The 14,591-nt window shown below is 63.8% G+C and carries 15 protein-coding genes; 9 read left to right on the top strand and 6 right to left on the bottom strand.

Annotation, left to right across the window (positions count from 1 at the left end; genetic code table 11):
* Positions 1-95 precede the first annotated feature (95 nt).
* The 4 genes from HU720_RS08710 to lnt are packed head-to-tail and all read left to right on the top strand — an operon-like array spanning position 96 to position 3,952.
* Complete coding sequence (locus HU720_RS08710) at positions 96-1,094, top strand: PhoH family protein (RefSeq protein ID WP_186519170.1); 999 nt, start codon at positions 96-98, stop codon at positions 1,092-1,094.
* Positions 1,087-1,560 (top strand): rRNA maturation RNase YbeY, encoded by a 474-nt coding sequence (gene ybeY / locus HU720_RS08705; protein ID WP_186519168.1) that lies wholly within the window; start codon positions 1,087-1,089, stop codon positions 1,558-1,560. Before HU720_RS08710 ends, ybeY begins: the two co-directional genes overlap by 8 nt.
* Before the next feature lie 26 nt (positions 1,561-1,586).
* Entirely contained in the window at positions 1,587-2,426 is an 840-nt protein-coding gene (locus HU720_RS08700; RefSeq protein WP_186519166.1) for an HlyC/CorC family transporter, read from the top strand.
* Between the two features lie 8 nt (positions 2,427-2,434).
* Positions 2,435-3,952, top strand: a complete 1,518-nt coding sequence (lnt, locus tag HU720_RS08695; RefSeq protein ID WP_186519164.1) for an apolipoprotein N-acyltransferase — start codon at positions 2,435-2,437, stop codon at positions 3,950-3,952.
* Positions 3,953-4,000: 48 nt separating this feature from the next.
* Here lnt and HU720_RS08690 read toward each other — a convergent pair whose 3' ends face one another.
* Together HU720_RS08690 and HU720_RS08685 are read right to left on the bottom strand one after the other, a co-directional pair.
* On the bottom strand, positions 4,001-4,762 hold the full coding sequence (locus tag HU720_RS08690; protein WP_186519162.1) for a YdcF family protein: 762 nt from the start codon (positions 4,760-4,762) through the stop codon (positions 4,001-4,003).
* 125 nt (positions 4,763-4,887) lie between these two features.
* The gene (locus tag HU720_RS08685; protein ID WP_186519160.1) at positions 4,888-5,196 is read right to left on the bottom strand and encodes a hypothetical protein; all 309 of its coding nucleotides are present in this window, start codon (positions 5,194-5,196) and stop codon (positions 4,888-4,890) included.
* A gap of 241 nt (positions 5,197-5,437) precedes the next feature.
* Between HU720_RS08685 and leuS the strand changes: the two genes are divergently transcribed.
* The 5 genes from leuS (at position 5,438) to HU720_RS08660 (ending at position 11,407) form a co-directional block, all read left to right on the top strand.
* A complete protein-coding gene (gene leuS, locus HU720_RS08680; protein ID WP_186519158.1) occupies positions 5,438-8,044 on the top strand; it encodes a leucine--tRNA ligase in 2,607 nt (868 codons plus the stop codon).
* Between the two features lie 58 nt (positions 8,045-8,102).
* Entirely contained in the window at positions 8,103-8,708 is a 606-nt protein-coding gene (gene lptE / locus HU720_RS08675; RefSeq protein ID WP_186519156.1) for an LPS assembly lipoprotein LptE, read from the top strand.
* A gap of 36 nt (positions 8,709-8,744) precedes the next feature.
* Positions 8,745-9,782 carry a DNA polymerase III subunit delta gene (gene holA, locus HU720_RS08670; RefSeq protein WP_186519154.1) on the top strand — a complete coding sequence of 346 codons (1,038 nt, stop codon included), beginning with the start codon at positions 8,745-8,747 and terminating at the stop codon, positions 9,780-9,782.
* 85 nt (positions 9,783-9,867) lie between these two features.
* Positions 9,868-10,032, top strand: coding sequence for an alternative ribosome rescue factor ArfA (arfA, locus tag HU720_RS08665; RefSeq protein ID WP_186519152.1), 165 nt, complete (start codon positions 9,868-9,870; stop codon positions 10,030-10,032).
* Between the two features lie 61 nt (positions 10,033-10,093).
* Positions 10,094-11,407, top strand: coding sequence for a lytic murein transglycosylase (locus HU720_RS08660; protein WP_186519150.1), 1,314 nt, complete (start codon positions 10,094-10,096; stop codon positions 11,405-11,407).
* Between the two features lie 146 nt (positions 11,408-11,553).
* Here the strand turns inward: HU720_RS08660 and HU720_RS08655 are convergent, their stop codons facing one another.
* From HU720_RS08655 to HU720_RS08640, 4 genes are all read right to left on the bottom strand, one after another.
* Positions 11,554-12,492, bottom strand: coding sequence for an LD-carboxypeptidase (locus HU720_RS08655; protein ID WP_186519148.1), 939 nt, complete (start codon positions 12,490-12,492; stop codon positions 11,554-11,556).
* 137 nt (positions 12,493-12,629) lie between these two features.
* Positions 12,630-13,646: a lipoyl synthase gene (gene lipA, locus HU720_RS08650; protein ID WP_225917238.1), complete on the bottom strand. Its 1,017-nt coding sequence runs from the start codon at positions 13,644-13,646 to the stop codon at positions 12,630-12,632.
* Between the two features lie 2 nt (positions 13,647-13,648).
* Complete coding sequence (lipB, locus tag HU720_RS08645; protein ID WP_186519145.1) at positions 13,649-14,296, bottom strand: lipoyl(octanoyl) transferase LipB; 648 nt, start codon at positions 14,294-14,296, stop codon at positions 13,649-13,651.
* Entirely contained in the window at positions 14,296-14,571 is a 276-nt protein-coding gene (locus HU720_RS08640; protein ID WP_186519143.1) for a DUF493 domain-containing protein, read from the bottom strand. The genes lipB and HU720_RS08640 overlap by 1 nt, the downstream gene beginning before the upstream one ends.
* Between the last annotated feature and the right edge of the window lie 20 nt (positions 14,572-14,591).

Below are 14,591 nucleotides of genomic sequence, written 5' to 3'. Positions count from 1 at the left end.
CTGCATACCCTTGATCGTTTCAGTGCTTTCGCCACTGCCCAGCAAGGGTTATTCTTGGTCCACATTCATTGCCGACGAGCGGCTAAAAAACCACCTTGAACGCACCCATACAACCCCATCGCTTCATCCTCGAACCGTTCGAGGCCCATCGTTTCGCCAACTTGTGCGGCCAGTTCGACGAGCACTTGCGCCTGATCGAGCAACGCCTGGCCATCGAGATCCGCAACCGCGGCAATCAGTTCGAACTGATTGGCGAACCCCGGACCACTGCCGCTGCCGAACAGCTGCTGCGCCGCCTCTACCGCGAGGCCAAGGCCACTGACCTGTCGCCGGAAACCGTCCATCTCTACCTGCAGGAATCGACGGTCGAAACCCTCGACAACCCAGCAGTCAACGAGGTCAGCGTATCGCTGCGCACACGCAAGGGCGCCATCCGCCCGCGTGGGGCCAACCAACAGCGCTACGTGAAAGAAATCCTCGCCAACGACATCAACTTCGGTGTGGGCCCGGCCGGTACCGGCAAGACTTACCTGGCCGTGGCCTGCGCGGTAGATGCGCTGGAGCGCGAGCAGGTGCGCCGCATCCTGCTGGTACGCCCGGCGGTCGAGGCCGGCGAAAAGCTCGGCTTCCTGCCCGGCGACCTGGCCCAGAAAATCGACCCGTACCTGCGCCCGCTCTACGACGCCCTGTACGAGATGCTCGGCTTCGAGCACGTGGCCAAGCTGATCGAGCGCCAAGTCATCGAAATCGCCCCGCTGGCCTACATGCGCGGGCGCACGCTCAATAACAGCTTCATCATTCTCGACGAAAGTCAGAACACCACGCTTGAGCAGATGAAGATGTTCCTCACCCGCATCGGTTTCGGCTCCACCGCCGTGATCACCGGCGACATCACCCAGGTCGACCTGCCGCGCGGCACCAAGTCGGGGCTGGCGCATGTCATCGAGGTGCTGCGCGACGTGCCAGGCATCAGCTTCACCCATTTCCAGCCCAAGGACGTGGTGCGCCACCCGTTGGTGCAACGCATCGTCGAGGCCTACGAGCGCTTCGAAAGCCGTCAGGCCGGCCCCGAGGGCAGCAACAAAGATGCTTGAACTTGACCTGCAACGCGCAACCGACGCCGCTGCGCCCGACGATGCTGCCTTCCGCCGCTGGTGCGAACTGGCCCTGCGCCAGCGCAGCGCCGACTCGGAAATGACCATTCGCCTGGTCGACGAAGCCGAAGCCCGCGAGCTGAACCACACCTACCGGCACAAGGACTACGCCACCAACGTACTGTCCTTCCCGGCCGATGTGCCCGACGACCTGCTCGACATCCCGTTGCTGGGCGACCTGGTCATCTGCGTGGCCGTGGTCGAGCGCGAGGCTGCCGAACAAGGCAAGGCGCTCGAGGCGCACTGGGCGCACCTGGTTATCCACGGCTGCCTGCACCTGCTCGGCTACGATCACATCGACGATGACGAAGCCGAAGAAATGGAAGCGCTGGAACGAGAATTGCTGGCTGAACTGGGTCACCCCGACCCCTACGCCTGCGACGAAACCGACTCAATCACACACTGACACTGCAAGGAACACGAGTAACCGCCATGAGCGAAGACCGATCGAGCAACGGGCAAAAGTCCTGGCTGGGCAAACTGACCCAGGCTTTTGCCCATGAGCCGAAAAACCGCCAGGAGCTGCTTGAGCTGCTGCGCGAAGCCCATCAGAACAAGCTGCTCGACAGCGAAGCGCTGACCATCGTCGAAGGCGCCATCCAGGTCGCTGACCTGCAGGTGCGCGACATCATGGTGCCGCGCTCGCAGATGATCAGCATCAAGGCCAGCCAGACGCCGCGCGAATTCCTGCCGGCAATCATCGATGCGGCGCACTCGCGCTACCCGGTGATCGGCGAAAGCCATGACGATGTGCTCGGCATCCTGCTCGCCAAGGACCTGCTGCCGCTGATCCTCAAAGAGAACGGCGACAGCTTCAACATCAAGGACCTGCTGCGCCCGGCCACCTTCGTGCCCGAGTCCAAGCGCCTGAATGTGCTGCTGCGCGAGTTCCGCGCCAACCACAACCACATGGCCGTGGTCATCGACGAATACGGCGGTGTGGCGGGCCTGGTGACCATCGAGGACGTGCTCGAACAGATCGTCGGCGACATCGAAGACGAACACGACGTCGAGGAAGACAGCTACATCAAGCCGCTGCCCAGCGGTGACTTCCTGGTCAAGGCACTGACCCCGATCGAGAACTTCAACGAGTTCTTCGACAGCGAGTTCTCCGACGATGAATTCGACACTGTCGGCGGCCTGGTCATGAGCGCGTTCGGGCACCTGCCCAAGCGCAACGAAACCACCGAGATCGGCGCCTACAAGTTCCGCATCCTCAATGCCGACAGCCGCCGCATCCACTTGCTGCGCCTGACCCCGATTACCCGCTAAGGACCGACATGCGCTGGATCACCCGCCCCGGCTGGCCCGGTAACCTGCTGGCCATGGCGGCCGGCGCTTCCACCCTGCTGGCCCTGGCGCCGTTCGACATCTGGCCGCTGGCGCTGCTGTCGATTGCCCTGTTCTACCTTGGCCTGCGCCAACTGAGCCCACGCCAGGCACTGGCCCGTGGCTGGAGCTTCGGCTTTGGCCTGTATGGCGCCGGCACTTGGTGGATCTACGTCAGCATGAACACCTACGGCGGCGCCTCGCCGTTGCTGGCGATCCTGCTGCTGCTGGGTTTCTTCGCCTTGCTGGCGTTGTTCTTCGCCCTGCCCGCCTGGCTGTGGGCGCGCTGGCTGCGCCGCGATGAAGCGCCACTGGCCGATGCCTTGAGCTTTGCCGCGCTGTGGCTGCTGCAAGAGGCGTTCCGCGGCTGGTTCCTCACCGGGTTCCCTTGGCTTTATGCCGGCTACAGCCAGCTCGACGGGCCGTTGGCGGGGCTGGCGCCGGTCGGCGGGGTGTGGTTGGTGTCGTTCGCCCTGGCGATGAGCGCCGCGTTGCTGTGCAACCTGCCGCGCCTGCGTGCGCGGCCGTCGTTCCTGGCGGTTGGCGCTGTGCTGTTGGTGGCGCCTTGGGTGATCGGCATGGCCTTGAAGGGCCATGCCTGGACCCAACCTGCCGGCGAGCCGCTGAAAGTGGCCGCACTGCAAGGCAACGTCGAACAGGACCTGAAATGGGACCCGGCCCACGTCAATACGCAACTGGCGTTGTACCGCGACATGAGTTTCAGCTCAAAGCCGGTTGACCTGCTGGTGTGGCCAGAAACAGCGGTGCCGGTGCTCAAGGACCAGGCCCAGGGTTACCTCGACATGATGGGCGCATTTGCCGCCGAGCGGCATACCGCGCTGATTACCGGGGTGCCGGTGCGCCAGGTGGTCCATCAGCAGCGCCGCTACTTCAATGGGGTGACGGTTACCGGTGAAGGCGACGGCACCTACCTCAAGCAAAAGCTGGTGCCATTCGGTGAATACGTGCCATTGCAGGACATGCTGCGCGGCGCCATCGAGTTCTTCAACCTGCCGATGTCGGACTTCGCCCGTGGCCCGGACGACCAGCCACTGCTGCAGGCCAAGGGCTATCAAATCGCGCCGTACATTTGCTACGAAGTGGTCTACCCCGAGTTCGCCGCAGGCCTTGCGGCACGCAGCGACCTGCTGCTGACGATCAGCAACGACACCTGGTTCGGCACCTCGATCGGGCCGCTGCAGCACCTGCAAATGGCACAAATGCGAGCGCTCGAAGCGGGCCGCTGGATGATCCGCGCCACCAACAATGGCGTGACTGCGCTGATCGACCCGTTTGGCCGCATCACCACGCAGATTCCGCAGTTCGAACGCGCCGTGCTGTACGGCGAAGTCGTACCCATGCAACAGCTGACGCCTTACCTGCAATGGCGTTCGTGGCCACTGGCAATCGTCTGTGGGCTGCTGTTGGGCTGGGCGCTGCTGGCCGGACGGATCGCCAAGACCGTTTGACCGCACCGCTATTGGCTCTTTGCAGGCAATGCCTGCAAAGCGCCGTTGTCAGTAGAACAAGCGATACCCCAGCAACCCCACCGCCTCATTGAGCAACTGCCCGTTTTGCCACAATGCGCGGCTTTCCGGCAGCAGCCCGGCGAATGGCCGCGCATGTTCGCGCCCCAGGAAGCCCACCGGCGCCGGCACCACCTCGAAACCGTTCTGCTCGAAGCTCCAGCGTGCGCGCTGCATGTGCCAGGCCTGGGTGACCACGATCACTCGGCGGATGCCCAGGGGTTGCAGCACCTTGGCGGTGTATTCGGCGTTCTCCCAGGTGGTGCGGCTAGTTTCTTCCTTCCAGGCCACACTGACGCCAAAGTCCGCTTGCAAGCGTTCGGCCATCAATTGCGCCTCGCTCGGCGGTGTGCCGTAGTGCAGCCCGCCGCTGGTCAGCACCGGCACGCCTGAGGCTTTGGCCAGTGCCGCGGCATACCGCATGCGCTCCAACGCCATGTAGCTAGGCTGGTCACTACCGCCCCATGCCGGGTCGCCACGCTCGCGCCCTGCCCCCAGCACGATGATGGCGTCGGCCTGTTTCGCCAGGTTCGCCCAACTGGCCGGTGCCAGCGCAGCCTCGGTTTCAAGGCGCCGCGCCGCCTGTTCGACCACCAGCGGCAGGCTCATCAACAGCAAGCCCCCGGCGCCCAGGCAAAAGCAGCCCAGCGCCAGGCGCGGGTGGCGCAGGCGCAGCCACCACGCAGCAAGGAGCAAGAGCAGCAGCAGGCCCGGTGGCATCAGCCATTGTTTGATGAAAAAGCGAATCGGCATTACACACCTCCATGGAAGGCATGCAGCCTAAAAGTATCGGCGCCGGGCCTCAAGAGGCTACCGGCGCCGGACAGTGCAGGGTAATGATGAACCTGCGCGATGACTGCGCAGGCCTGCCTGAACGACTAACGCGACATTCGCGTCCTGGGCTTGGCGTGCGCATCGCTGCGCTTGCGATCCTTCAGCCAGGTGATGCTGGCCGAAGCCGGTTGCGCGCGGGTAGCGGCGCTGGCATCGCGGCCTTCCGGGAGGGATTCCAGGTAGGCCTTGATCACCTCGAACTCGGCGTGGCTAAGCCCACTCAATTCGAGCTCTGCAGGCATCTCGTCGCGTAATCGTACCGAGGTTCTGGCCGTTTCAAGTGCCAGCCCAAGACGGTCGATCAGGCGTTCATACAGCTCCGGTTTGATAGCGGTTAGTTGCGAATCTCCCATCCGTTCACCTCATTGAAGGTCAGAATATCTCCCCCCACAAATCAGCTTAGCGGTGCCTGCGAAAGCAGCCGGTCGCTGCGACCAACGGCCCACGCGGCGGGCGATGCAATCAGGGTTTCCCACGATACGCGGCGCTCATGTATGCTACGGCGTTCACTCTATCGACACCGCAGTGCCGGTCGTTGCGAGCTTTCGCGGCCTGTGAACAGGGTCTTTCCTCTCTCAGTAAATTAAAGTAGCCATGCACGAACAATACACGCCCCGTGATATCGAAGCCGCCGCCCAGACCTTCTGGGACGAGCAACAGTCGTTCGCTGTTACCGAACAGCCAGGCAAGGACACCTACTACTGCCTGTCGATGTTCCCGTACCCGAGCGGCAAGCTACACATGGGGCACGTGCGCAACTACACCATTGGCGATGTGATTGCCCGCTACCAGCGCATGCTGGGCAAGAACGTCCTGCAGCCGATGGGCTGGGACGCCTTTGGCATGCCGGCAGAAAACGCCGCGATGAAAAACAACGTCGCACCGGCCAAGTGGACGTACGAAAACATCGACTACATGAAGACCCAGCTGCAAAGCCTGGGCCTGGCCATCGACTGGGCGCGTGAAGTCACCACCTGCAAGCCGGACTACTACCGCTGGGAACAGTGGCTGTTCACCCGCCTGTTCGAAAAAGGCGTCATCTACCGTAAAAACGGTACCGTGAACTGGGACCCGGCCGACCAGACCGTCCTCGCCAACGAGCAGGTCATCGATGGCCGTGGCTGGCGTTCGGGCGCGCTGATCGAAAAACGCGAAATCCCGATGTACTACTTCCGCATCACCGACTACGCCGACGAGCTGCTGGAAAGCCTCGACGAGCTGACCGGCTGGCCTGAGCAGGTCAAGACCATGCAGCGCAACTGGATCGGCAAGTCGCGCGGCATGGAAGTGGCGTTCCCTTACGATGTCGCAAGCATTGGCCACCAAGGCGCACTGAAAGTCTTCACCACCCGCCCCGACACCCTGATGGGCGCCACCTACGTGGCGGTCGCTGCAGAGCACCCGCTGGCCACCCAGGCGGCCCAGGGCAATGCCGCGCTGCAGGCGTTCATCGACGAATGCAAAGGCGGCAGCGTCGCCGAGGCCGACATGGCCACCCAGGAGAAGAAGGGCATGCCCACTTCCCTGTTCGTCGAGCACCCGCTCACCGGCGAAAAACTGCCGGTGTGGGTCGCCAACTACGTGCTGATGCACTACGGCGATGGCGCGGTCATGGCCGTTCCTGCCCATGACGAGCGCGACTTCGAGTTCGCCCAGAAGTACCAGCTGCCCGTCAAGGCCGTGGTGCGCACCAGTGCCGGTGACGAAGTCGGCACCGAATGGCAGGCCGCCTACGGCGAGCACGGCCAACTGATCAACTCCGGCGAATTCGACGGCCTGGACTTCGCCGGCGCCTTCGACGCCATCGAAGCCGCGCTGATCCGCAAGGAACTCGGCAAGTCGCGCACCCAGTTCCGCCTGCGCGACTGGGGCATCAGCCGCCAGCGCTACTGGGGCTGCCCGATCCCGATCATCCACTGCCCAGCCTGCGGTGACGTGCCGGTGCCGGAAGACCAACTGCCGGTCACCCTGCCCGAAAACGTCGTCCCGGACGGCGCCGGCTCGCCACTGGCGCGCATGCCTGAGTTCTACGAGTGCACGTGCCCGAAATGCGGCACCGCGGCCAAGCGCGAAACCGACACCATGGACACCTTCGTCGAGTCGTCCTGGTACTTCGCCCGTTACGCCTCGCCAAACTACGAAGGTGGCATGGTCGACCCGAAAGCGGCCAACCACTGGCTGCCGGTCGATCAGTACATCGGTGGCATCGAACACGCCATCCTGCACCTGCTTTACGCCCGCTTCTTCCACAAGCTGATGCGCGACGAAGGCCTGGTCACCTCCAACGAGCCGTTCAAGAACCTGCTGACCCAGGGCATGGTCGTTGCCGAAACCTACTACCGCGTTGCCAGCAACGGCGGCAAGGACTGGTTCAACCCGGCGGACGTCGAAATCGAGCGCGACAGCAAGGCCAAGATCATCGGCGCACGCCTGAAGACCGACGGCCTGCCGGTCGAAATCGGCGGCACCGAGAAGATGTCCAAGTCGAAGAACAACGGCGTCGACCCGCAATCGATGATCGAAGCCTACGGCGCCGACACCTGCCGCTTGTTCATGATGTTCGCCTCGCCGCCTGACATGAGCCTGGAATGGTCCGACTCCGGCGTCGAAGGTGCCAGCCGCTTCCTGCGTCGCGTCTGGCGCCTGGCCCAGGCCCACGTGGCCCAAGGCCTGCCGGGCAAGCTGGACACCGCCGCGCTGAACGATGAGCAAAAGGTCATCCGCCGTGCCATCCACGCTGCCATCAAACAGGCCAGCACCGACGTGGGCCAGTACCACAAGTTCAACACCGCCATCGCCCAGGTGATGACCGTGATGAACGTGCTGGAAAAGGCCCCGCAAGCCACTGCCCAGGACCGCGCATTGCTGCAGGAAGGCCTGGAAGCGGTCACCCTGCTGCTGGCGCCGATCACCCCGCACATCTCCCACTCGCTGTGGCAGCACCTTGGCCACGAGCAGGCGGTCATCGACGCCGGCTGGCCGAGCGTCGACGAAAGCGCGCTGGTGCAGGACACCGTCACCCTGGTGGTGCAGGTCAACGGCAAGCTGCGTGGCCAGGTAGAAATGCCAGCCGCCGCCAGCCGCGAAGAAATCGAGGCTGCGGCCCGCAACAACGAAAATGTCCTGCGTTTCACCGACGGCCTGACCATCCGCAAGGTCATCGTGGTGCCGGGCAAACTGGTCAACATCGTCGCCAATTGATGGCAGCGCCCGCCCCCAATACAGGGCGGGCGTATCTGGCCCACGAGGGAGCTACAACATGATCAAACGCAATCTGCTGGTAATCGGCCTGGCCGTGCTGCTCAGCGCCTGCGGGTTCCAGCTGCGCGGTACTGGCGGCAACGAAATTACCATCACCGAGCTGGACCTCAGCGCGCGCAACGCCTACGGCGAAGTCGTGACCCAGCTGCGCCGCACGCTCGAAAACAGCGGCGTTAACGTGCACAAGGGTGCGCCGTACAAACTGGTACTGACCAACGAGCAGGATGAAGACCGCGCGGTCAGTTCCACCCGCGCTTCCCGCTCGGCCGAATACGAGCTGACCACCACCGTGGACTACGTCATCAAGGGCCGCAACGACGCCCTGCTGATGGGGGACAAAGTCGAAGTCCGCCGCTATTTCGTGCGTGACGGCAACAACGTCACCGCCGGCAGCCAGGAAAGCGAACAGATCCGCCGCGAAGCACGCCGCGAACTGGTTCAACGCCTGATGGTTCGCTTGCAGCAGATCACCCCGGAACACCTGGACGAACTGCAGCGCAAGGCTGACGAACGTGCCAAGGCCGAAGCCCGTGCCGAACAGGAAGCCCAGCGCATCCAGGACGAGACGCCGCAACAGTCGCCGATGCAGATGCCTGCGCAGTGAGCCTGAGCGGGGCACCCAGGGTGCCCCGCCTGCCTTATGAAACTATCCCCCGCCCAACTCAACAAGCACCTGCAAGGCTCGCTGGCGCCGGTCTATATCGTCAGTGGCGATGACCCGCTGCTGTGCCAGGAAGCTGCCGATGCCATTCGCGCAGCCGCCCGCCAGCAGGGCTTCGACGAGCGCCAGGTGTTCAGTGCCGACGCCAACTTCGACTGGGGCACCTTGCTCATGGCCGGTGCCAGCCTGTCGTTGTTCGCCCAGCGGCGCCTGCTGGAGCTGCGCCTGCCGTCCGGCAAACCGGGCGACAAGGGTGCGGCAGCGCTGATCGAGTACTGTGCCAAGCCGGCCGAGGACACGCTGCTGCTGATCAGCCTGCCCAAGCTGGACGGCAGCGCGCAGAAAACCAAATGGGGCAAGGCGCTGGTCGAGGGCGGCAACTGCCAGTTCATCCAGATCTGGCCGGTGGATGCCCACCAATTGCCGCAGTGGATCAACCAGCGCCTGGCCCAGGCCGGGCTTTCGGCGCAGCGCGATGCCGTCGACCTGATCGCAACGCGTGTCGAGGGTAACTTGCTGGCGGCAGCGCAAGAGATCGAAAAGCTCAAGCTGCTGGCCGAAGGTAACTCGATTACCGTCGAGACGGTGCAGGCAGCGGTGGCCGACAGCGCACGCTTCGATGTCTTCGGCCTGGTCGATGCGATTCTCAACGGCGAAGCCGGGCACGCCTTGCGCATGCTCGAAGGGTTGCGCGGCGAAGGTGTCGAGCCGCCGGTAATCCTCTGGGCGCTGGCCCGCGAACTACGCCTGCTCGCGGGGCTTGCGCAGCAGTTCAGCCAGGGCGTGCCGCTGGACAAGGCCTTCAGCCAAGCCAGGCCACCGGTGTGGGACAAACGCCGGCCGTTGGTAAGCAAGGCGCTGCAGCGCCTGTCGGCGCAGCGCTGGGCGATGCTGCTGCAGGATGCCCAGCACATCGATGCGCAGATCAAGGGCCAGGCGGTGGGTTCGCCATGGACCAGCCTGTCCCGCCTGGCACTGTTGATGGCCGGGCAGCGCCTGAACCTGCCGGTGCAATAGCAGCCGCCATATATACAATCAATTGGCCGAGCCGCCCGCTGCGGCCTAAAGTGCGCCCCGAAACCCACCCCATCGGGAACATGCCATGAGCAAGAAGCCGCGCAAGCACGGCCCCAACAAAGCCAAATCCATCGTCGCCCAACCGCTGTTCCGTTGCCGCCAGGAACGGGCAGAAAAAGGCAAAGGCAGCTACCGCCGCGAAGCCTTCCAATCGAGAGATTGGGAGGCTTCTTCCTTTCTGGCGGCATGAAAGGCATGAATTGCGCAGGCATGATATGGTCGCTACCTGACCTGCAATTCTGGATTTGTGCATGCCCTCTAGTCTCACGCTTCGCCGGCAGCCCCGCCAACTGATCGCGGCCGCAAGCTTCATTCTTCTTGTCGCCTGTGCGGAAAAACCTACCGCCGCCGATGCTCTGCCGCTGGCACCTGCCCAGCCCGCTCCGGTTGTCACCCTGCCCGGCACCACTGCCGACGTCAGCAGCGAAATCCAGCCACTGCAAACCTTCGCCCAATGGCAGGCGGGCTTTCGTCAGCAAGCCCTGCAAGCCGGTATCAACCCGAGCCTGTTCGACCGTGCATTCCTCGGCGTCACGCCAGACATGGACGTGATCAAGGCCGACCGCAGCCAACCCGAATTCGCCCGCCCCGTGTGGGAATACCTCGACGGCGCGCTGTCGCCGCTGCGTGTGCGTAATGGTAAAAAACTGCTGGAACAGAATGCCGAGCTGCTGAGCCGCATCGAGCAGCGCTATGGCGTCGACCGCCAGGTGCTGGTGTCGGTGTGGGGCATGGAAAGCAATTTCGGCCAGTTCCAGGGCAACAAGTCGGTGATTCGCTCGCTGGCCACCCTGGCCTACGAAGGCCGCCGCCCGCAGTTCGCCCAAGACCAGCTGATCGCCGCCCTGCAGATTCTGCAAAACGGTGATATCCAGCCTGATGCCATGCGCGGCTCCTGGGCCGGCGCCATGGGGCAGACCCAGTTCATCCCCACCACCTATCTGACCCACGCCGTAGACTTTGACGGCGATGGTCGCCGCGATATCTGGAGCAGCACGGCGGACGCCCTGGCCTCGACCGCGCACTACCTGCAAAGCTCTGGCTGGAAGGCCGGCCAACCCTGGGGTTTCGAGGTGCAAGTACCGAGCGGGTTCGATTGGTGGCTGGCCGATGGCAGCCAGCGCAAGACCGTCGACCAATGGTTGCAACTGGGTGTGAAGTTGCCGAGCGGCACGCAACTGCCGGCCGGTAGCAACAACCTGTCTGCCGCCCTGCTGCTGCCCGCGGGTGCACGCGGCCCGGCGTTCCTGGTGCTGGACAACTTCCGTGCAATCCTCAAGTACAACAATTCGTCGTCGTACGCGTTGGCGGTCAGCCTGTTGGGCGACCGTTTCTCCAACTGGGGTTTCATCGCTGGTAGCTGGCCCAAAGACGACCTGCCGCTGAGCCGCAGCGAGCGTATCGAGTTGCAGACGCTGCTCAATGCCAGCGGGCATGAGGCAGGCAACCCGGACGGCATCATCGGCGCCAATACCCGCAAGGCCATCCGCAACGCCCAGCAGGCCCAAGGCTGGCCGGCCGATGGCTACCCTACCCACAAGCTGCTGGACAGCCTGCGCCGCTGAGGCGGCCAGGTCGCATCGCGGGGCAAGCCCGCTCCCACAGGATCTGGGCAAGGCCCCAATATCGCTACTGTGCGCAGTACTGTGGGAGCTGGCGCCAGCCTGCGATGAGGCCGGTGCCGGGTTGTACATAACTCCCCGCAATCGCTTTATTGCTGGAACAAAGCCTGCAACAGGCTCAGATGTTGCGCGCTGCTATCCAACCGAACCTGCGCCCCCAGGGGCAGGCACACATTCGGGTCGCAATGGCCGCTGCGCCAGCCTGCAAGCACTGGCACATCAAGCGGCGCGAAGATGTCCAGCAACAGGGGCGTCAGGGCCGCCACGGTCACGCCAGCAAAATCCCCCACCAGAACCCCCTTCACCCCCGCCAGCTTGCCGGCCAGGCGCAGGTGGGTCAGCAGGCGGTCGATGCGGTACAGCGGCTCGTTGACGTCCTCGATGAACAGGATCGCATCCTGGGTATCGATTTCGGCGGGCGTACCCAGCGTTGCACCCAGCAATGACAGGTTGCCACCGACCAGGCGCCCGCTGGCCACGCCGGGCAGCACGGTGGTCAACGGCCAGGCCGCAGGGTGGCCAATGCTGTCGCCCGCCGCAAGCTGCCCACGCAATTGTTCAAACAGCGATTGGACGGTCGGTTCCTGCTTGGCGCCCAGCAAGTCGGCATTGAGCATGCCGCCATGGAAGGTGATCAGCCCGGTATGCCGGTTGATGGCCGTGTGCAGGGCGGTAATGTCGCTATAACCCACCAGCGGCTTGGGGTGCTGGCGGATCAGTTCGAAGTCGAGCCGGTCCAGCAGGCGCATGCTGCCGTAGCCGCCGCGCAAGCACAGGATGGCGTCGATATCCGGGTCACTGAAGGCGTCATGCAGGTCCTCAAGGCGCTGCGGGTCGCTGCCGGCCAAATAGCCCTGGGCCTGGCCCACACCCGGATAGATCCGGCAGCGATAACCGCGCTGTTCGAACCACTGCCGCGCCTTGGCCGCATCCAGCCGGGCTGGGCCCGCCGGGGCGATGATGGCGAAACAGGCGTTGGCCGGCAACGCCTTGGGCAACATCGACTCAGTGGTCGGCACATCGTTCATCAGGTAACTCCTTGCACGTTGGGGCGTGACAGTCTGCGCAACCCCCTCAGAACTGCCGACGGGGAAACGATGCCCCACAAACAAAAATGCCGATGCCACCTCACGGCGCGCATCGGCATGTGCCACTCAAGCCCGTATCAGAGCTTGATCTTGGCTTCGTGAGCCTGCTGGTCGGCATGGTACGAAGACCGCACCAACGGCCCCGAGGCGACGTTCTTGAAGCCCATCTTGTAACCTTCCTCGGCGAACCAGGCGAAGGTGTCTGGGTGCACGAAGCGCTGCACTGGCAAGTGGCTACGCGACGGCTGCAAGTACTGGCCAAGGGTGAGCATGTCGATATCGTGCTCACGCATGCGGTGCATCACCTCGATGACCTCTTCGTCGGTCTCGCCAAGGCCCAGCATCAGGCCGGACTTGGTCGGTACGTGCGGGACCATCTGCTTGAACTTCTGCAGCAGGTCCAGCGACCAGTCGTAGTCCGAGCCCGGGCGCGCAGCCTTGTACAGGCGCGGCACGGTTTCGAGGTTGTGGTTGAACACATCTGGCGGCTCTTGCGCGGTAATGGCCAGTGCCACGTCCATGCGCCCGCGGTAGTCCGGCACCAGGGTCTCGAGCTGCACGCCCGGCGACAGGGCACGGATTTCACGGATGCAGTCGGCAAAGTGCTGGGCACCGCCGTCACGCAGGTCGTCGCGGTCCACCGAGGTGATCACCACGTACTTCAGGCGCAGGTCGGCAATGGCCACGGCGAGGTTCTTCGGCTCGTCCGCGTCCAGCGCTTTGGGCCGGCCATGGCCGACGTCGCAGAATGGGCAGCGACGGGTGCAGATGTCGCCCATGATCATGAAGGTGGCGGTGCCACCGGAGAAGCACTCACCCAGGTTCGGGCAGGACGCCTCTTCACAGACGCTGTGCAGCTTGTGCTTGCGCAGCAGCTGCTTGATGCGGTCGACTTCCGGCGAAACCGGAATGCGCACGCGAATCCAGTCAGGTTTTTTCGGCAGTTCGTCGGTGGGGATGATCTTTACCGGAATGCGCGCGACTTTATCGGCGCCGCGCAGCTTCACGCCGGCTTCGACTTTTTTTGGCGCCACACGCGGGGTCACGTCTTGCGCGGGGATCAGGTTCGGCACGGCTTCTTGCACAGTTGTCATAATCAGTCGATTCCGCCCGTCAGGGTCGTCTGCTCAGCATAGTCGAGGTGCCTGACCAGCTGTTCGCGCAGCCTCGTCCTGACCTCGTCGAGTTCGATCGGGCCTGCCAGGTCGCGCAGCTGGGTCATTGCCAGCCCCGCATACCCACAGGGGTTGATTCGGCGGAATGGCGCAAGGTCCATGTCCACGTTCAGGGCAAGGCCGTGAAACGAACGGCCATTGCGGATGCGCAGGCCAAGGGAGGCGATTTTCGCTCCATCGACATAGACACCGGGGGCGTCGGGCTTGGCCGCCGCCTCTACACCATAGCTTGCCAGCAGCTCGATCAGCGTCTGCTCGATGCGGCTGACCAGCTCGCGCACACCCATACCCAGGCGGCGCACATCCAGCAGCAGGTAGGCCACCAACTGGCCGGGGCCGTGGTAGGTCACCTGGCCGCCGCGGTCGGTCTGCACCACCGGGATATCGCCGGGCACCAGCAGGTGCTCGGCCTTGCCGGCCTGGCCCTGGGTGAAAACGGCCGGGTGTTCGACCAGCCAGACTTCATCCTGGGTATCCGGCCCCCGCTGCCCGGTAAAGCGACGCATGGCCTCCAGCACCGGTTCATAGGGCTGCAGGCCAAGGTCGCGAATACCGAGACAAGCGCTCATCACAGCACCATTTTCACGATGCCGGTGGCGCGCAGGGCGCTGTTGATGTCGTGCAGCTGGTCTTCACCGGTGGCAACGATATGCAGTTGCACCGTGGTGTACTTGCCTTCCTTGCTTTGGCGTTCGGCCAGGGTCGTCAGGTCGACCTCAGCGTACTTCTTGAGGATTTCGATCACGGTGTCGCGAAAACCTACCACCGTATCGCCGATCACCTTGATCGGGTAGTCGGCGCAGGGGAATTCGATCTTGTGCGACTTGACGTCAGCTTCGCTCATGGCGGAAACGGCCTCGTAAG

The organism is Pseudomonas sp. SWRI51 (genome assembly GCF_014268825.1).
GTDB lineage: Bacteria > Pseudomonadota > Gammaproteobacteria > Pseudomonadales > Pseudomonadaceae > Aquipseudomonas > Aquipseudomonas farsensis.
Note: the sequence above shows the minus strand (reverse complement) of the source record. Positions and strands in the feature narration are given on the sequence as shown.